This is a genomic window from Micromonospora jinlongensis, from assembly GCF_013410645.1.
Lineage (GTDB): Bacteria > Actinomycetota > Actinomycetes > Mycobacteriales > Micromonosporaceae > Micromonospora > Micromonospora zamorensis.
Genome location: NZ_JACCHK010000001.1, coordinates 4,612,091 through 4,630,094, shown reverse-complemented (window position 1 = coordinate 4,630,094; position 18,004 = coordinate 4,612,091). Strand labels below are relative to the sequence as shown.

Genomic DNA, 18,004 nt, shown 5'->3' with positions numbered 1-18,004 from the left:
TCGACGGAGGCCGATCCGGCACAGCCCGCCGCAGACCTCGCAGCGGTGCCGAACCCGCCCGACGGACGCATACCGGTGAAGGGTGCGCTGGCCGGAAGGGGCCCCTGCTCTACTGGAAGCGTTGATACGGTGCGTGCGCTTCCTCCGTCACGGAGGGAGGCGCGACAAGGTGATCAGCTTGGCACCCGGCAGGGGGACGGTGGAGGATACGGGGGTGTCAGCCGAGGCGGGGCCCGCGACGGCCGGGGCCCGGGACGGGGCGGTCCGGCGTGTCCGCCTGCCCGCAGACCGTCGTACGCCGGCCGCCGCCCGCGCCGTGGTCCGCTCGGTGTTGACCGAGTCACACCTCGACGAGCTGGCCAACGAGGCACTGCTGCTCACCACCGAGCTGACCACCAACGCCGTGGAGCACGCGCGCACCGAGTTGGACATCGAGGTCGTCGCCGACGAGATCGGGCTGACCGTCACCGTCTCCGACTTCGCGCCCGGCTCCGGTGACGAGCTGACCGTCGGCGCCCGCAACGACTCCACCGAGATCAACGAGGTCTCCGAGCGGGGCCGGGGCCTGCTGCTGGTCGACCACTTCGCCAGCCGCTGGGGCACGACGTACCTGCCCACCGGCAAGGGCGTCTGGTTCCGGCTGGACCGTCCCGGCACCGAGCCGCCGGCCGAGGGCACCGCGGCCGGCGGGTCGACCCCGGCCAGCGCCGGGCCCGCCACCAGCGCGGACGGGTCCGCGCCGAGCGCCAGCGCGATGAGCGAACTCATGCAGACCGCCCCCGACCTGTACGCGGACGACCCGCTGCCCGACTTCGCCACCAACCTGCTCAGCCGCGTCGCCGAGATGGTGGGCGCGGCCGGGGGCTCGATCCGCCTCGACCGGGGCGACGGGCAGGGCCGTCAGGTGTTGGCCCGCTTCGGTCGGCCGCCCCGCCCCGGCAGCGACCTGCTCCGGGTGCCGTTGACGGTGCACCGCCCGTACGCCGGGGAGCTGGAGCTGGACGCGGCGCCGTCGGCGTACGCCCGGCCGTTGGCGGTGCTGACCGCCGAGCGGCTGTCGCTGCACCTGGAGAACGACCGGCTGCGCAGGACCGACATCCGCCGGCAGGTGTGGCTGACGTTCCTGGCCGAGGCCAGTGAGCTGCTCGCCCAGTCGCTGGACGTCGACCTGACCATGGCGCTGGTGCCGCAGTTGGTGGTGCCGCGGCTCGGCCAGTGGTGCGCGGTGCACACCACCGACGAGTGGGGCCGGCTGCGGCTGGCGGCGGCCAGCCACGCCGACGAGTCGATGCTTCCGCAACTGCACAAGGTGCTGGCGGAGACCGGGCCGGATTCGATCCAGGCTCGCCTGCGCGAGGCGTCCCGCAGCGCGGCGCAGATCCCCCTGGGCGGCCCGATGGAGGGTTTCGCGGTGCCGCTGATCGCCCGCGGGCAGCGGCTCGGCACCCTGGCGGTGGGGCGGCACCAGCGACACCGGCACGACCCGGACGAGGTCGCCGTGTTGGAGGACGTGGCCCGCCGGGCCGCGCTGGCGATCGAGAACGCCCGGATCCACGCCGAGCGCCGCCGCGTGGCGCAGACGCTCCAGCAGTCCCTGCTGCCACCGGTGCTGCCGCTCGTGGACGGGATCGGTTTCGCTGCCGAGTACGTCCCGACCGGCGACGACGCCGAGGTGGGCGGCGACTTCTACGACGTGGTGCCGCTGCCCGACGGGCGTTGGCTGGTGGTGATCGGCGACGTCTCGGGCAAGGGTGTCCAGGCCGCTGCGGTGACCGGGCTGGTCCGGGACGTGATCCGGGTCCTCGTCGGCGACGGCAAACCGCTGCCGGAGGCGTTGGCGCGGCTCAACGAGACGCTGGTCGAGCGGGGTGGCGGCCGATACTGCACGTTGGCGCTGGCGGCGGTCGGGCCGGGCGCGGGCGACCAGCTGGACGTGTCGCTGCACCTGGCCGGACATGACCGGCCGGTGCTGCTGGCCGGTACGGGCGGCGCGGGGTTCGTCGGCACCGGCGGCACCGCACTCGGCCTGCTCGACACGATCACCTCGCCGACCGCGAAGATCGCGCTCTCGCCAGGCGACTCGCTGATCTTCTACACCGATGGCGTCACCGAGCGCCGGCGGGGCCGGGAGCTGTTCGGCACCGACCGACTGCGGGACGCGGCAGCGCCCCTGGCCGGTTATTCAGCCGACGTGGTGGCCGCCCGGCTGCGCGCCGCCGCGATCAACTTCTCGGTCGAGCCACCCCGGGACGACATCGCCATCCTGGTGCTCCGCAACGACGCGACCTGACCGACGTTTGCGGCAGACTCACAGACCGCCGGGGAGGCGCCCGGGGGCGAGGCGGTGTTCCGGATCGAGGTGCTCCTTGGCGGCCCGCAGTTGGGCCAGGCCGGCCAGCTCGCCCCACAGGTCGACGGACCTCCGGACAGCCGTCGGCGCGGAAACCACCACGCAGCGACCCTGCCGGGCCAACAACACCCCTCGGACGGCGGCCAGGATGGACGCCACCCGATCGGGGGCCATCGCCCCGGGCAGTGCCGCGTGCACCACGCCCAGACCGGCGGACCCACGCACCGGCACCGGGGCGCCGGCCGCGTCGCGCAGCGCGTAGACGGCGGCGTGCAGGTCACCGATCGGCACCTCCAGGCGCAGCGCCGTGTCGCCGGGCGCGAACGGGTAGCGACGCCACCACGTCGGGGCGGAGTGGGCGATCGTCGCCTCCCCGTGCAGCAGGCCGACCAGGCGCTCGGCGCGTTCGGTGACGTCGGCGGGGCCGCCCTCCAACAGCACCACCAGGCTGCCCGCCCGGGACGGCGCACCGGCCCGGCCGGACATCGACGGGTGACGCTCCCGGGCGGTGGCCGCCGGGTGACCGGGCGGGTAGGGGGTGCGCGGCCGTGGCGTGCCTCCGGGCAGGTCCAGCTCGATGGCCGACGGCTCCAGCCGGGCGGCGAGGATCGTCCGGACCAGGTCGTGCACCTCCAACGGTGTCCACACCGGGCGGGACACCCAGAGTCGGCTGGCCGGCACCGGCTGCACCCGCATTGTCGCCGAGACCAGCACACCGAGCGCGCCCTGGGAGCCACAGAGCAGCCGGGCCAGGTCGAGCCCGGGCGCTCCACCCCCGGCGCTCACCAGCTCACCGTCGGCGGCGAGGTAGCGGACACCGAGCAGTTGGTCGCACGGGCTGCCGTGGCGGTGGCGCAGCGGGCCGGCCTCGCCCGCGGCTAGCACCCCACCGAGGGTCGCGCCAGGTGAAGGAGCGTCCATCGCCAGCCGCTGCCCGGTGCGCTCCAACGTGGCCTGCACCGCCCGCAGTGGGGTGCCGGCGCCCACCTCGGCCACCATCGCGCCGACCGGCTCGTGGCCGATGCCGGCCAGCCGGCCGGTGTCGAGCATGATGTCGACCTGCACCGGCGTGGCACCCCAGTCGATCTTCGTGCCGGCGCCTCTGGGCACCACCGCCAGGTCGTGCGCGGCAGCCAGCCGCAGCACCTCGGCAGCGGCGTGCGGGCCGCCCGGCACCGCCACCCACCGCGCCGGCCGCCCCGCCACCTCGTCGGCCGGCCCACCCGGCCGGGAGAACGGCGGGCCACAGATCGCCGCCAACCGCCGGGTGATTTCGAGGGCTCCGGACCGGCCGAGGGAACTCGCTGCTGCCGCCATGGCGCTCATCGTACATGTGTTCGAAAGCCGTGGTAGAGGCTATCGGGATGCCGCTGGTCCGGCGTACAGCGGGTGCCGGCCGGTAACGTGGCCGCCGTGACCACCGAGACTGCCCCGCCCGCGGCGAAGCGGGTGCCCAGCGAGCGCACCCACCACGGCGACACCGTCGTCGACGAGTACGCCTGGCTCGCCGCCAAGGACGACCCGGAGACGATCGCCTACCTGACCGCCGAGAACGCGTACACCGACACGCGTACGGCGCACCTGGCCGAGCTGCGCACGACGCTGTTCGAGGAGACCCGCCAGCGCACCAGGGAGACCGACCTGTCCGTGCCGACCCGCAAGGGCGGGCACTGGTACTACACCCGGACGGTCGAGGGCCAGCAGTACGGGGTGCACTGCCGCCGCGCGGTCCGCGACGGCGAGATCGAGCCACCGGTCAGCGCCGACGGCGCCCCGCTCGACGGCGAGGAGGTGCTGCTCGACGGCAACCTGCTGGCCGAGGGGCACGACTTCTTCTCGCTGGGCGCGTTCGACGTCAGCCCGGACGGTCGCTGGCTGGCCTACTCCACCGACTTCTCCGGCGACGAGCGGTTCACCCTGCGCGTGAAGGACCTGACCACCGGCGAGTTGCTGCCCGACGAGGTGCCCGACACCTTCTACGGCACCGCCTGGTCGACCGACGCCTCGGTGCTGTTCTACGTGACAGTGGACGAGGCCTGGCGGCCGAACCGGGTCTGGCGGCACACCGTCGGCTCGGCCGCTGCCGACGACGTGGTGGTCCACCAGGAGGACGACGAGCGGTTCTGGGTGGGCGTGGAGCTGACCCGGTCGGAGAAGTTCGTCCTGATCGACATCCACAGCAAGGTGACCAGCGAGGTGCTGGTGATCCCCGCCGGCAACCCGACCGGCGCCCCGGCCGTGATCGCCCCCCGACGCCAGGGCGTCGAATACGCGGTGGAGCACCACGGCCACCGTTTCCTGATCCTGCACAACGACGGTGCGGAGGACTTCGCGCTGGCGTTCACCTCCGCGGACGCGCCGGGCGACTGGGTGCCGGTCATCGAGCACACCCCCGGCACCCGGCTGGAGGCCGTGGACGCCTTCGCCAACCACCTGGTCGTGTCGCTGCGCACCGACGGGCTCACCGGGCTGCGGGTGTTGCCGGTGGGCAGCGACGACTCGTACGACATCGACTTCCCCGAGCCGCTGTACAGCGTCGGTCTGGACGCCAACCCGGAATACCGCACCGGGCAGGTCCGCCTGCGGTACTCCTCCCTGGTCACCCCCGACTCGGTGTACGACTACGACCTGGTCACGCGGCAGATGGTGCTGCGCAAGCAGAAGCCGGTGCTACCCGGCCCGGACGGGCGGCCGTACGACCCCGCCGAGTACGAGCAGCACCGTGACTGGGCACTCGCCGACGACGGCACCCGGGTGCCGATCTCGCTGGTCTGCCGCGTGGGCACGCCCCGGGACGGCTCGGCGCCCTGCGAGCTGTACGGCTACGGCTCGTACGAGGCCAGCATGGACCCGTGGTTCTCGGTGGCCCGACTGTCCCTGCTGGACCGGGGCGTGGTCTTCGCCGTGGCCCACATCCGGGGCGGTGGAGAGCTGGGCCGGCGCTGGTACGACCAGGGCAAGATGCTGACCAAGAAGAACACCTTCACCGACTTCGTCGCCTGCGCCCGACACGTGGTCAAGGCCGGCTGGACGGCCAGCGACCGGCTGGTCGCGCGGGGCGCCTCGGCCGGCGGCCTGCTGATGGGCGCGGTCGCCAACCTCGCGCCGGACGCCTTCACCGGGATCGTCGCGCAGGTGCCGTTCGTGGACGCGCTCACCTCGATCCTCGACCCGTCGCTGCCGCTGACCGTCACCGAGTGGGAGGAGTGGGGCAACCCACTGGAGGACCCCGAGGTGTACGCGTACATGAAGTCCTACACGCCGTACGAGAACGTGACCGCTGTGGACTACCCGGCGATCCTCGCGGTGACCAGCCTCAACGACACCCGGGTGCTCTACTCCGAGCCGGCGAAGTGGATCGCCCGGCTGCGGGCCGTCGCCCCGGGCGGCGACTACCTGCTCAAGACCGAGATGGGTGCCGGGCACGGCGGTCCGAGCGGTCGCTACGACGCGTGGCGCGAGGAGGCGTTCATCAACGCCTGGATCCTGGACCGGATCGGCCGCGCCTGACCCGTCGGGTCGGCATGATCGCGCTCGATGGTGGGAGTGGTCCCCTCGGCGGCTCGGGGAGGCACCACTTCCGCGATCGGGCGCGATCATGAGTGGGTCGCGCGTGTGCGAGCGCCGCGCGGCCCGGAGTCCCCGGGCCCGGGCCGATGTCGGGGCCTAGACTTCCGGGGTGACCGGGACCACGGATGGTGACGGCGGGGCCGCCGAGGACGTCCGCCGGCCGAGCGTCGCGGCGGTGGCGCGGGATCGCCGGGTCTGGTTGATCCTCGCGGTCGTCGCCGGTCTTCTGGTCTGCTGCTGCTCGGCGGTGGTGGGCACGCTGGTGGCACTCTCCTCCGGGCTGCTCACCGCCTGACCGGGCGCGCGGTGGCTCAGGTCATGCGCAGCTCGTCCAGGGCCGTGCTGGCGCGCAGGAAGAGCAGGCCGACACCGACCGTCACCAGCACCGCCGCCAGAGCGCCGGCACCGAGCCAGGCCAACTGCTCCAGGGGTACGGCAATGGCTCGCTGGATCGCGGGGGCGTACACGATCCGGGTGTACTGCTCGCGGGTGGCCGGGTCGTCACACAGCGCGGCCGTGGCGTCGCAGATCTCCGTCGACGAGACACCCGTCGACACCTCGCCGACGAGTCCCCGGCCGAGCATGGTGCCCACTGTGAGCGCGAGCAGGATCGCCGGCACCGCCGGGGCCAGCGCCTGCCAGGCCACCGAACGGCTCAGCGTCGCTCGGGGCACCCCGGTGGCGACCAACGCCGCGTAGGCGCGTCGGCGGGCGACGATCCCCTCGACCAGCGCGACGATCAGCCCACCCGTCGCGATCAGGATGGCCACCGCGACCGCGGCATCGACCAGGTTCATGGTGGACAGATAGAACGGATCAGCGCCTGCGTCCACCCCGGCGAGCCGGTTCTGCTCCCGGTCGAGCTGGTCCTTGGTGGCGAAGTAGGCGCGCTGGGCGGCCGCACCCCCGCCGAAGATCAGGGCGGCGAGCAGCGCCGCGAACGTGCGGCTGCCCGCCCACGGGTCGGCCATCAACCGGCCCGCCGCGAGCAGCGCCGCGGGCCGGCGGGCGTGCCGACGCAACAACCGCCCGCAGTTGTACGAGATCCAGCCGGTGCCGATCACCACCCCGATCATCGCCGCGAGCGCACCCACCGCGAACAGCAGCGGCACCAGCCAGCCGAGCAGCTCGTCCTTGCCCTTGAGTTGGTAGGTGGCCGGACGGACCGCGAGGAACGAGGCCAGGCCCAGCCCGATCAGGAGCCCGGCCCACGGGCCGGGACCGCGCTCGCGGGCGGCCTTGCGGCTCACCCCGAGCGGGCTCATGGTGACCGTACGCAGCATCAGGGCGGTGGCCAGTGCCGCGATGACCGGCAGGCCGAGCACCACCGCGGCCACCGCTGCGGGCGACGGCAGCACATCGGTCGGCAGGGCCAGCCGACCTTGCGCGTCCGGTCGGTGCAGCACCTCGCGGCCGACCAGGTAGGCACCCAGCCCGACCAACGTGCCGAGCAGAGCGGCCATGCCGGTCTCCAGCACGGCCAACCGGGTGACCTGGCCGGGGGTGGCGCCGGCGAGCCGGATCGCCGCCAGCCGGCGATCCCGTGCGGGTGCGCCGAGCCGCGCGCACTGGCCGGCCAGCGCCAGAACCGGAATCATCAGCATGAGCAGCGCGAACGCCGTCCCACCGCGCAACCCGGGCTCCCGCAGCAGCGCGTTGTGGTACTGCTCGGACTGCGCCCAGGCGTCACCGGGGGGTTTCTCGATGGCCAGCACGGTGAGCGCCGCGAGCCCGGCCAGGGTCGCCAGCAGGGCACTGAGGGCGGTGAGCACCACCCGGGCGGTGTCGGTGCGGCTGCCGGCGAGCGCGAGCCGGACCAGCGTCGCCGGTCTCACCGGGCGCCACCGGCCATCGGCACGTCGAGCCCGAGGCCCGTGTGGTCCACCAGGCCGTCGCGCAACACGATCTCCCGATCGGCGTACGCGGCGATTCGCGGCTCGTGGGTGATCAGCACGACGGCGGTGCGCTGCTCACGGGCGAGCCGGACCAGATGGGTCAGCACCTGCTCGCCCGCGAGCGTGTCCAGCGAACCGGTCGGCTCGTCGGCGAAGAGCACCCGTGGCTCGGTCACCAACGCACGCGCGGTGGCGCACCGCTGCTGCTGACCACCGGACATCTCACCCGGCCGGAGGTCGGCCACCTCCCCCACACCGAACCGGTCCAGCCAGGTCAGCGCCGCCGTCCGTGCCTCTCGCCGCCCCGTGCCGGCGAGGAGCAGAGGCAGTGCGACGTTCTCCGCCGCGGTCAACTCGGCGACCAGTTGGCCGAACTGGAACAGCACCCCGAACTCGGTGCGTCGCAACCGGGAACGGGCCGCCTCCGACCAGGTGTCGATGCGCTGCCCCCGCCAGGTGACCTCGCCGGCGTCCGGCCGGAGGATCCCGGCCAGACAGTGCAGCAGGGTCGACTTTCCGCAGCCGCTCGGGCCGGTGACGGCGACGATCTCACCCTCGGCCACGTCGAGTGTCACGCCGCGCAGCGCGGGTGTCGGGCCGTACGCCCGGACCACGCCGCGAGCCTGGAGTTGCGTCACGGATGCACCTCCCGGTGCCAGTCGGCGACCCGGCCCAGAGTGGCGTGCAGCCACCGCAGGTCCGCGTCGAGGTGGGCGATCGCGAAGTCGGCCGCGACCACGTCGCTGAGAGTGGCGGCCGGGTCGGCCTTCACCGCGGTCAGCTCACGCAGCCGTGCGGTGTGCGCGGCGCGCTGGGCGATCAGGTAGGACCGGGCACTCTCGACGTCGGCGACCAGGAGCGCCACCACGACCTTGGCGAAGAGGGTGCTGGCCACGTACGGCATGGGTGGTTCCACAGTGGTGAGCCACTGGTCGAGCGCGGCTCGCCCCTGGTCGGTCAGCGCGTACGCCGTGCGATCCGGCCCGGCCGCGCGGTCCTGCCCGGCGGTGACCACCAGGCCGTCACGTTCCAGGCGGCCAAGGGTGGCGTAGACCTGCCCGAAGGCCAGTGGTCGAGCCCTGGGCAGCCGCTCGTCGTGCGCACGCTTCAGCTCATAGCCGTGCCGGCTGCCAGCAGCCAACAACCCGAGCAGAACATGCGACGTGGACACACCCGCAACTATTCACCGAGCGAATACCCAAGTCAACAACCCACCCCACCCCCACCCCTCGGTTGATCATGAAGTTATTGCCACGACACGCCGTGGAGACGCGCAATAACTTCATGATCAACGGGCGGAAGGGGGGTGCGGGGTGGGGTGGGGTTAGGGGGTTTGGGGCCAGGTGGGGGTGCGGCCGGTCCGGGTCAGCAGGTGGGCCAGCTCGGGGGTGGGGGTTGGGGGTGCGGGGGTCGACACGGGCTCGGCGAAGACGCCCATCTTGCGGGCGGTGGGGCCCAACTGCTCGACCAACCCGTGCAGCTCGGCGACTGCCTCCGGGGCCGGCTGGTAGGGCTGGCCGGTGGCGACGGCGAGGTCCCAGCCGTGCACGGTCAGGTCCAGCAGGGCCATGCCGCCGACGACGGTCTGCGGCATGCCCATGCCCGGCGACACACCCTCCAGGGTGGACGGGTCCGACCAGGCGGCCACCAAGCGACCCGTCTCCGCCTCGAACCGGTCCCGCCAGCCGTCGCCCAGGTGGTCGGGCTTCTCGGCCCACTCCACTGGCCGCTTCACGGCCAACTCCTGGAAGTTGACCACCACCTCGAAGAGGTGGTTGAGCAGATCACGGACCACGTAGTCGCGGCACGGGGTGGGCAGATCGAACTGGTCGTCGGCGATGCCACGCACCACGTCGACGGTTCGCGGCGCGGCAGCCGCCAGCAGGTCGCTAGTCTGAGTGGTCATAGGACCAGCGTATGAGGGTGGTCTTGAATAAATGCGACAGCGACCGCGTGGCGACAGCCGGGGGATCCTCGACCCCGGGCGGATGCTGCGCGAGGTGCGCTTCCGTCGGCACCTGCCGGCGGAGCCGCTACGGCGGTGGGTCGAGCACTACTGGTTGATCGACTGGGAGTTGAGCACACCGTTCGAGCAGCGGGTGGTGCCGCACCCGGCGGTGAACGTGGTGTTCCGGCGGGACGGCGACGGGCCCGAGTCCGGCGAGGTGGCCGGGGTGGGCCGCGACCTGTTCCGGATCACGCTCACCGGCACCGGCCGGGTGGGCGGGGTGCAGTTCCGCCCCGGCGGCTTCCACGCGTTCTGGCGCCAGCCGATCAGTGAGCTGACCGGCCTCCGGGTGCCACTGCCCACGGGCCGGCTGGCACCCCCCGACTTCCCGGTGTGCGCGGCCGCCGACGACGAGCGTTGCCGCGCCATGGACGCCCTGCTCACCGCCTGGGACCCAGCGCCGGACCCGATGGGCGACGAGGCCATCCGGCTGACCGAGGCGATCCGCACCGACCGGACGGTGCTGCGGGTCGACGACTTCGCGGCGCGGCACGACCTTCCGGTCCGCCGGTTGCAGCGACTCTTCCTGGAGTACGTGGGGGTCGGGCCGAAGTGGGTGATCCGCCGCTACCGGCTCCAGGAGGCCGTCGAGCAGGCCGCCGGCGGCCCACTGGAATGGGCGGCCCTCGCCGCCGACCTTGGTTACAGCGACCAGGCCCACCTGGTTCGCGACTTCACCGCCGTTGCCGGGGTGTCACCCGCCGCGTACGCCCGCTCGGTGCACTGAGGCCGCACCGGCTCAGCGGCGGCGCAGGACGACCACGGCGACGTCGTCCTGGATCTCCGGTGGGGCCAACTCGACCAGCAGCCGGGAGCAGAAGCGGTCCAGGTCGTCGTCGACAGTGGCGCAGACAGCGGCGAGGGCTGCCAACCCTTCGTCGATGGTCGCGTCCCGCCGCTCGATCAGCCCGTCGGTGTAGAACACCAGCGTGGCCCCGGCCGGCACCACGAACTCCAGGTCGTCCGGGCGAGGTGCGCGGACGCCGAGCAGCGGCGCGGAGTGCTGCACGAACTCGACCTTGCCGTCCATGCTGAGCACCGGCGGAAGATGCCCGGCGCTGGCCAGGCGGACCCGGCCGGTCGGTGGGTGCAGCAGAAGCACGCACAGTGTGGCGATTTCGTTGGGCAGCAGGGTCCGCATCAGCTCGTTGACCCGGTGCAGGATCTCGCCAGGCTGGTGCCCCTCGACCGCGTACGCCCGCACCGCGTGCCGCAGCTCGGCCATCACGGTCGCCGCGTGCAGCGAGTGGCCGGCCACGTCCCCGATCGCCAGCAGCAGGTGCCCGTCGAGCATCACCAGTTCGTAGAAGTCGCCGCCCACCTCGGTCTGTGCGCTGGCCGGCTCGTAGCGCACCGCGAGGTCCAGGCCGGCGACGGTGGGCAGCCCGCGCGGGAGCAGGCTGCGTTGGAGGGTGACCGCGATCCGGTGCTCCTCGTCGAACGAGCGCTGCCCCTCCACGGCTGCCGCCACCGCCTGAGCGAGCTGCTTGAGCACCGGGGTCCGCGCGGTCTGGGTGGCGGTCGGAACCACCACGTACAGCGGGGCGCGGTCCTCGCGCAGCCGGGCGGCGGCGACTGTCACCGTGTCGTCCGTCGGCCACTCGACCAGCGCCCAGCTCTGCGGGGTCTGCACCCGGACCGTGGCGCCGGTCGGCACCCCGGTGTCGTCGACGACCCACGGCACCACTGTGGCCACCGCGCCGGGGCCGGCGCAGATCCCCGCGAGGCAGTCACCGTCGAAGGTCTCGGCGATCACTGCCGCCGGGCTCTTGAAGATCTGCGCGGCGCCCTCGGCGGCGGCCTCCAGCAGACGCGCGAAGGTGGGTGCGGCGTGCACCGCCACTGTCGTGTCGGCCAGCCCGAGCAGCCGCTCGGCGAGCAGCTCGGCGCGTTGCCGGGCCTGGTAGTAGCGCAGGACCGCCCGGGTGGTGGCGATCAGCTCTTCCGGCTCGATCGGCTCGGTCAGGTACGCGTCCGCACCCCGGGTCAGCCCCTGGGCTCGGTCGGCGACGTCCACGGCGTGCGCCGACACGTGGATCACCGGCATCGCCGGATGCCGGGCCTTGATCTGTTCGCAGACCTCGTACCCGCTCAGGTCCGGCAACCGGACGTCGAGGACGACCAGGTCGATGCGGTCCACCTCGACCCGAGCCAGCGCCTCGGCGCCGTTCTCGGCCTCCAGCACTGTGAACCCGGCCCGGGTCAGCCAACTGACCAGCAGGTAACGCTTGGTACGACTGTCGTCGACGACCAGGATGGTTGTCGGCATGCCGTCCATGCTGTCACGCCCCGCCGGTGGGCAGGGAGACGGTGAATGTGCTGCCCCGGCCCGGCCCGCTGGTCAGCTCCAGCGTCCCGCCGAGCAGTGTCACCAACCGCCGGGCGTACGGCAGGCCGAGGCCCGTGCCACCGACCCGGGTGGCGCCCGGCACCTGGTAGAACTCCTCGAAGATCCGGTCGTGCAGCTCGGGGGCGATGCCCGGCCCGGTGTCGGTGACCTCGAAGTTCCAGCGGTCGCCGTGCCGGCGGGCCCGCAGTCGCACCTCACCGCGCTCGGTGAACTTCAACCCGTTGTGCAGCAGGTTGCGCAGCACCTGGCCGAGCAGCACCTCGTCGGTGCGCAGCAGTGCCGGCCCGGCCGGCTCCTCGACCACCAGCTCGACCTCCGGGCGGGTGGCCAGCGCGCGCAGTGTGCCGCGCAGTTGACCGAAGACCGGCCGCAGGTCGACGTCCGTCAGGTCCGGTTCGATCCGGCCGGACTCCGCCTTGGCCAGGTCCAGCAACTCGTTGACCAGGTTGAGCAGATCCGCCGCCGAGGAGCGGATCAGATCGACCTGGCGGCCCTGCTCGTCGGTGAGCGGATCGGAGGCGGAGTCGGTGAGCAGCCGCCCCAACCCGATGATCGCGGTGACCGGGGCGCGCAACTCGTGGCTCACGTTGGCGAGGAACCTGCTCTTCGACTCGCTCGCCGCACGGAGCTGGGCCGACTTCTCGTCCAGCTCGGCGTAGAGGGCGACGACACCGCGGTTGGTCTCCTCCAACTCCTCGGTGAGCTGGTTGTAGAGCGCCAGCACACCCCGGTTGGTCTCGGCCAGTTCCTCGTTGAGGACGGCCAGCTCGTCGCGCTGGCTGCGCACCTCGTCGAGGGCGGCGATGAGCTGCCCGTTCTGCACTGTCAACTCGTCCAGCGCGCTGGACGGCGCGGTACGACCGAGTTCGGCGCGGAACTCGGCGAGCCGCTCCGGGGTTGGCGTCGGCGCGCTGGCCGGAACTCGTCGGGACATCCTCACGACCGTAACCCCCCCGACGGTCGACACGCTCAACGTGTCGACCAGTCGGGACACCGCGCCGGACTGCGGCTGGTAGCGGCCGTCCGGGAGCGGAGCCACCGGGGCCAGGTCGGCGACCAGGTGGAACCGGCCGTCGGCACCCGCGTCGATGTGGAAGGAGACGTCCGCACCGCCGGTCGTCCGCAACAGGTCCCGGGCGACCTCGCTGAGCGCGGTGGCGATCCGAACCTGGTCCTGGTGTTCCAGACCGACCACCGCCGCCACCTCGCGGCCCCGCTGGCGGATCACGAAGATGTCCTGCTCGACCCGCAGCGCCATCTGCAACAGCGGCAGCGCGGCCGGCTCGCCGGTCATGTCCAGGACCTCGCGACCAGTACGCAGGCGTCGTCACGTCGCACACCCGCGTCGCGCAGGAGGGTCGCCGCCATGACCAGCGGGGATCGCTCCGCCAGGCCCGGGTAGTCGGCCAACCGCCAGCGGTCGACCACCCCGTCGCTGTGCATCACCAGTCGGGCACCCGGAGCGAGTGGGTAGTCGTACTCCCGGATCGTCGGCCGCTGGTGACCGGCGATGCCGGGCAGCGACACCAGCCCTCGCCGGTGACCGTCGCCCTCGACGACGACGCCGGCGATGTTTCCCAGTCCGGCGTAGTGCAGCACACCGGCCGTCGGTGCCAGCTCGGCGACCGCGAGCGCCGCGCCACGGGTGTGCGACATGCTCCGGTGCAGGTGACCGACCACCACCGCCGGTGGGCCGGCCGGGGCGTCCCGGAACGCGGCCAGTGCCGCTTCGGTGGCGGCAGCGGCCAGCGGGCCGTGCCCCAACCCGTCGCTGACCAGCACCTGGTGCCGTCCGTCGGCGACCCGGACGGCGTACCCGTCGCCGCTGACCGTCTCACCGGTCAACGGTCGGGTGAGGGCGCCGGCCCAGGACGGCCGGGCCGGCTCCGCCGGCCAGACCTGCACGGCGAGGACGGTGCCCTTGCCCGGCAGGGAATATCCGTCGAACCAGCTGGCCTGCCGCACGATGGCACCCAGACCGATGCCGAGGGTGCCGGTGGTGGAGTGCCCGTCCTGGGACGAGACGGTCAGGTCGGCCATGCCGGGCCCGGAGTCGATGGCGATCAGTTCCACGCCGGCCTGCCCGGCACGGCGCACCGGCCGGAGCAGCAGCACACCCTCGTCGGCGTGCTTGACCAGGTTGCTGGTCAGCTCGGCGGCGACGATGGCCAGGTCGGCGATGCGCGCCGCACCCATTTCGACCTGCGCACCGAGGCGCTCGGCGGCGCGTCGGACGGCGCTCGCCGCGCTGCTGGCCTCCACCCGGAACCAGATGCCACTGTCGGTAACCGCCTCGGCGTTCACCGGGACCACTTGGTGACCGTGATCCGCGTGCCGGTTTCGGGAGAAGTCTCGATCTCGAACTCGTCGACCAGCCGGCGGGACCCGCTCAGCCCGAGGCCGAGCCCGCCGCCGCTGGTGTAGCCGTCGGTCATGGCCAGATTCAGATCGGCGATGCCCGGCCCGGAGTCGGCGAAGACGATCCGGACGCCCTTGCGTCGGCCGTTGTCCACGGTCGTCACCTCGACCGAGCCGCCACCGCCGTACACCAGGGTGTTGCGGGCCAACTCGCTCGCCGCGGTGACCACCTTGGTCTGGTCGACGAGGGACAGCTTGACGGCCACCGCAACGGCGCGAACCAGCTGCCGGACGCGCACCACGTCCTCGTCGCTCTGGATCGCCTGTGCCTGCGGCTGGCCCAGGTCGAGGCCCGTGGTCACGGCGTGGCCGTCTCGGCGTCCGGATCGTCGTCGAGCTGGTCATCGAGCTCGTCGGCGTGGGCAGCCGCGATCAGCTCCATGCCGCGTTCGACGTTCAGCGCGGTACGGATGCCGTTCAGCGACAGCCCCAGTTCGACAAGGGTGATGGCGACGGCTGGGCGCATCCCGACCACCACCGTCTCCGCGTCGAGCACCTTGGAGATCGAGGCGATGGTGGAGAGCATGCGCCCGACGAAGGAGTCGACGATGTCCAGCGCGGTGATGTCGATGATGACGCCGTGGCAGCCGGTGTCCACGATCCGCTCGGCGAGATCCTCCTGGAGCTGGACGGCCGTCTGGTCGGACATGTCCAGCTGGATCGAGACGAGCAGGATGTCGCCGATCTTGAGGATCGGAACGCGCTCCATCAGATGCCCCGACGCGGCTGGCGACGGGCGGTTTCCACTCCGCTGAGCCGCAGCACGTGACGCAGCGCGTCAGCGAGGCTCGCCTTGGTGGCGATGTCGCCGAACTCGATGCCGAGCGCGACGATGGTCTGCGCGATCTGCGGGCGGATGCCGGAGATGATGCAGTCGGCGCCCATCAGCCGGGCGGCCACCACGGTCTTCAGGATGTGCTGGGCGACCTGGGTGTCCACCGCCGGGACACCGGTGATGTCGATGATCGCGTACGGGGAGCCGGTGTCGACCAGGGTCTGGAGCAGCCGCTCCATCACCACCTGGGCCCGGGCCGAGTCCAGGGTGCCGACCAGCGGAACGGCGACCACACCTTCCCAGAGCTTGACCACCGGCGTGGAGAGTTCGAGCAACTGCTCGGCCTGGTCGGCGATCAGGCTCTCCCGGGTGCGGACGAAGCTCTCGAAGGTGAACAGGCCCATCTCGTCGACCAGCTTGGAGAAGGCGACGAAGTCGTGCAGCGCGGTGGCGCCGCCGGCCTCCTGCACCAGCTCGGCCAGCACGTCCTTGAGCGCGAAGATGCTGATCGTGGTCTCGGCGGCCGAGAAGCCCTGCCGGGCCCGACCACGGGACAACTCGGAGAGCGCGGCCCGCAACTCGGCCGCGTTCTCGCCGGCCAGGTCGATGTCACCCTGCTCGCCGGTGGCGACGATGGCGTTGTGCAGATCCTGGACCTGACGGCGCAGCTCGGCCTGGCTCAGCCGGCCTCGCAACGAACTGGTGACGATCTCGGTCCATCGAGTCGTGACCCGCTCGGCCTGCCCGCTGAGCAGCGCGGCGAGACGGTGACTTTCTTCGGTGCTCAACGCCATTTGGAACCCCCTTGACCTGGACCGGGCGGACTCTATCACCGGGACCTGATCAACTACTTGCCCCGTAGCAACGGAATGACGTCGGCCACCGGATCCCGGCTCCCCTTCTGCGTACGACCCCGGTCGTGGGATACCGTTCCCCCCATTAACAGGAGGTCTGGCGAATGTCCTTGACGGTGCACACGGAACAGCGCGGCGACGTGGTCGTCGTGTCGGTCGCGGGCGAGCTGGACATGGCCACCGCACCGCAGCTTCAGGACCAGATCACCGACCTGCTCGACAAGGGCCGCAGCCGGCTGGTGTTCGACCTGGCGGACGTCTCGTTCTGCGACTCGACCGGGTTGTCGGTCTTCGTCCGCGCCAAGAACAGCTGCGACGAGGCTGGCGGCGTGGTCCGGCTGGCCGCACCGCAGCGCGGGGTGCTGCGCATCCTCGAGGTGAGCGGGCTGGTCGAGGTGCTGCACACCTACCCCACGGTGGATGAGGCAGTCGCCGGCGAATCGACGCCGGCTTCCTCCTGACCGCTGTGGTTTCACTCGTCCTCGACGTAGCGGGGACGAGCGATCGCCATGCCCGCAATGGTCTGCACGGCGAGGGCACCCAGCAGGAACCCGATCGGCGCGGTCCAGCCCCCGGTCACCTCGTAGAGGATGCCGACCATCAGCGGGCCGAGAGCGGCGATCACGTACCCGGTGCTCTGCGCGAACGCGGAGAGCGCGACGGTCCCCTCGGCGGTGCGGGCACGTAGTCCGATGGCGGTCAGGATCATCGGGAACGCGCCCTGCCCGATTGCCAAGAGGGCGACCCAGAGCAGCGCGGCGCGGTGCGGCGCGAGGGCCAGACCCAGGTAAGCCAGCGTCGACGCGGTGGTCAGCCCGAGCACCAGCGGGCGCAGGCTCCCCAGCCGGCCGGCCAGGGTGGGCATCAGCAGCGCGATCGGCACGCCGAGCGCGGTCACCCCGGCGAGCAGCAGCCCGGCCGACTCCGGCTGGTAGCCGGCATCGCGGAACAACTGGGCCAGCCAGCCCATGATCGCGTACCCACTGAGCGACTGCGCCCCGAAGTAGACGGCCATCGCCCAGCCGAGCCGGGTGCGCGCCGGGCGAACCCGCACCGGCGCTGCGGCGACCGCCGTCGGGGTCGCCCGCCGCGCGCCCGCCCGGGTCCGCAGCGCCAGCGGCACCCACGGGAGTACGGCCACCGCGGCCATCGCGGCCCAGACGCCGAGCCCGGCCCGCCACGACCCGAAGGCGTGCGCGATCGGCACCGCGGAGGCGGCGGCCACCGTCGTGCCCACTGTCAACGCCATCGTGTACGCGCCGGTGACCAGGCCGGTGCGGTGCGGGAAGTGCTGCTTGACGAGCATCGGCAGCAGGATGTTGGCGACCGCGATGCCGGACAGCGCGAGGGCGCTGGTGAGCACGAAGACCCAGGTCGAGTCGGTGATGACGCGGAGCACCTGACCGACGGCGAGGGCGAGCATGGCGACCACCAGCACCCGGGCCGGCGCCACCCGGCGGACCAGCCACGGGGTGAGCGCGCCGAGGCCGGCGAACGCGATGGTCGGCAGGGTGGTGACCAGGCCGGCGGTGGCGCCGGAGAGGCCCAGCCCGTCGCGGACCTCGTCGAGCAGCGCGCCGAGGCTCGTCACCACGGCACGCAGGTTGAGCGCGACCAGCAGCATCCCGACCAGCACGAGCGCGCCACCGGTAGCCGGGTGCGTCCGTCGACCCGTGTCGGGGTCCCGCGGCGGGCGAGGGTCGACGGCGACGGGAGCGGGCGGCGCCGGAGCGGCGGTCGGTGGCGGGGTCATGGCCTCTAACCTACAATCATGGGATGAATTT

At 72.4% G+C, this 18,004-nt stretch carries 17 protein-coding genes; 5 read left to right on the top strand and 12 right to left on the bottom strand.

All coding sequences use genetic code 11. The annotated features are described in order from the left end of the window. Positions 1-214 precede the first annotated feature (214 nt). Entirely contained in the window at positions 215-2,290 is a 2,076-nt protein-coding gene (locus tag HNR22_RS20665) for a SpoIIE family protein phosphatase (RefSeq protein ID WP_179781727.1), read from the top strand. 18 nt (positions 2,291-2,308) lie between these two features. Here the strand turns inward: HNR22_RS20665 and HNR22_RS20660 are convergent, their stop codons facing one another. Further along, a complete protein-coding gene (locus HNR22_RS20660) occupies positions 2,309-3,667 on the bottom strand; it encodes an FAD-binding oxidoreductase (protein ID WP_179781726.1) in 1,359 nt (452 codons plus the stop codon). Positions 3,668-3,763: 96 nt separating this feature from the next. On the opposite strand from HNR22_RS20660, the gene HNR22_RS20655 reads away from it, so the two are divergent. Both HNR22_RS20655 and HNR22_RS20650 read left to right on the top strand, forming a co-directional pair. Beyond that, positions 3,764-5,860 (top strand): prolyl oligopeptidase family serine peptidase, encoded by a 2,097-nt coding sequence (locus HNR22_RS20655; protein WP_179781725.1) that lies wholly within the window; start codon positions 3,764-3,766, stop codon positions 5,858-5,860. Between the two features lie 169 nt (positions 5,861-6,029). After that, positions 6,030-6,215, top strand: a complete 186-nt coding sequence (locus tag HNR22_RS20650; protein WP_088951065.1) for a hypothetical protein — start codon at positions 6,030-6,032, stop codon at positions 6,213-6,215. Between the two features lie 16 nt (positions 6,216-6,231). On the opposite strand, the gene HNR22_RS20645 is transcribed toward HNR22_RS20650, so the two are convergent. From HNR22_RS20645 to HNR22_RS20630, 4 genes are all read right to left on the bottom strand, one after another. Continuing rightward, a complete protein-coding gene (locus tag HNR22_RS20645) occupies positions 6,232-7,755 on the bottom strand; it encodes an FtsX-like permease family protein (RefSeq protein WP_179781724.1) in 1,524 nt (507 codons plus the stop codon). Beyond that, on the bottom strand, positions 7,752-8,453 hold the full coding sequence (locus tag HNR22_RS20640; RefSeq protein ID WP_179781723.1) for an ATP-binding cassette domain-containing protein: 702 nt from the start codon (positions 8,451-8,453) through the stop codon (positions 7,752-7,754). The genes HNR22_RS20645 and HNR22_RS20640 overlap by 4 nt, the downstream gene beginning before the upstream one ends. After that, entirely contained in the window at positions 8,450-8,986 is a 537-nt protein-coding gene (locus HNR22_RS20635; protein ID WP_179781722.1) for a helix-turn-helix transcriptional regulator, read from the bottom strand. Before HNR22_RS20635 ends, HNR22_RS20640 begins: the two co-directional genes overlap by 4 nt. Positions 8,987-9,139: 153 nt before the next feature. Further along, positions 9,140-9,721, bottom strand: a complete 582-nt coding sequence (locus tag HNR22_RS20630; RefSeq protein ID WP_179781721.1) for a TIGR03086 family metal-binding protein — start codon at positions 9,719-9,721, stop codon at positions 9,140-9,142. Between the two features lie 31 nt (positions 9,722-9,752). On the opposite strand from HNR22_RS20630, the gene HNR22_RS20625 reads away from it, so the two are divergent. After that, positions 9,753-10,550, top strand: coding sequence for a helix-turn-helix domain-containing protein (locus tag HNR22_RS20625; protein ID WP_179781720.1), 798 nt, complete (start codon positions 9,753-9,755; stop codon positions 10,548-10,550). A gap of 12 nt (positions 10,551-10,562) precedes the next feature. Here the strand turns inward: HNR22_RS20625 and HNR22_RS20620 are convergent, their stop codons facing one another. The 6 genes from HNR22_RS20620 to HNR22_RS20595 are packed head-to-tail and all read right to left on the bottom strand — an operon-like array spanning position 10,563 to position 16,160. Continuing rightward, on the bottom strand, positions 10,563-12,101 hold the full coding sequence (locus tag HNR22_RS20620; RefSeq protein ID WP_179781719.1) for a SpoIIE family protein phosphatase: 1,539 nt from the start codon (positions 12,099-12,101) through the stop codon (positions 10,563-10,565). A 4-nt stretch (positions 12,102-12,105) separates the two neighbouring features. Next, positions 12,106-13,467, bottom strand: a complete 1,362-nt coding sequence (locus tag HNR22_RS20615; protein WP_179781718.1) for an ATP-binding protein — start codon at positions 13,465-13,467, stop codon at positions 12,106-12,108. Beyond that, complete coding sequence (locus tag HNR22_RS20610; RefSeq protein WP_425488069.1) at positions 13,464-14,486, bottom strand: SpoIIE family protein phosphatase; 1,023 nt, start codon at positions 14,484-14,486, stop codon at positions 13,464-13,466. Before HNR22_RS20610 ends, HNR22_RS20615 begins: the two co-directional genes overlap by 4 nt. Next, on the bottom strand, positions 14,474-14,893 hold the full coding sequence (locus HNR22_RS20605; protein ID WP_179781717.1) for an ATP-binding protein: 420 nt from the start codon (positions 14,891-14,893) through the stop codon (positions 14,474-14,476). The genes HNR22_RS20610 and HNR22_RS20605 overlap by 13 nt, the downstream gene beginning before the upstream one ends. After that, positions 14,890-15,300 (bottom strand): STAS domain-containing protein, encoded by a 411-nt coding sequence (locus tag HNR22_RS20600; protein WP_179781716.1) that lies wholly within the window; start codon positions 15,298-15,300, stop codon positions 14,890-14,892. Before HNR22_RS20600 ends, HNR22_RS20605 begins: the two co-directional genes overlap by 4 nt. Beyond that, a complete protein-coding gene (locus HNR22_RS20595; protein ID WP_179781715.1) occupies positions 15,300-16,160 on the bottom strand; it encodes an STAS domain-containing protein in 861 nt (286 codons plus the stop codon). The genes HNR22_RS20600 and HNR22_RS20595 overlap by 1 nt, the downstream gene beginning before the upstream one ends. Positions 16,161-16,324: 164 nt before the next feature. Between HNR22_RS20595 and HNR22_RS20590 the strand changes: the two genes are divergently transcribed. Continuing rightward, positions 16,325-16,681: an STAS domain-containing protein gene (locus HNR22_RS20590; protein WP_179781714.1), complete on the top strand. Its 357-nt coding sequence runs from the start codon at positions 16,325-16,327 to the stop codon at positions 16,679-16,681. Positions 16,682-16,692: 11 nt separating this feature from the next. Here the strand turns inward: HNR22_RS20590 and HNR22_RS20585 are convergent, their stop codons facing one another. After that, positions 16,693-17,973 (bottom strand): MFS transporter, encoded by a 1,281-nt coding sequence (locus tag HNR22_RS20585; RefSeq protein ID WP_425488068.1) that lies wholly within the window; start codon positions 17,971-17,973, stop codon positions 16,693-16,695. Positions 17,974-18,004 lie beyond the last annotated feature (31 nt).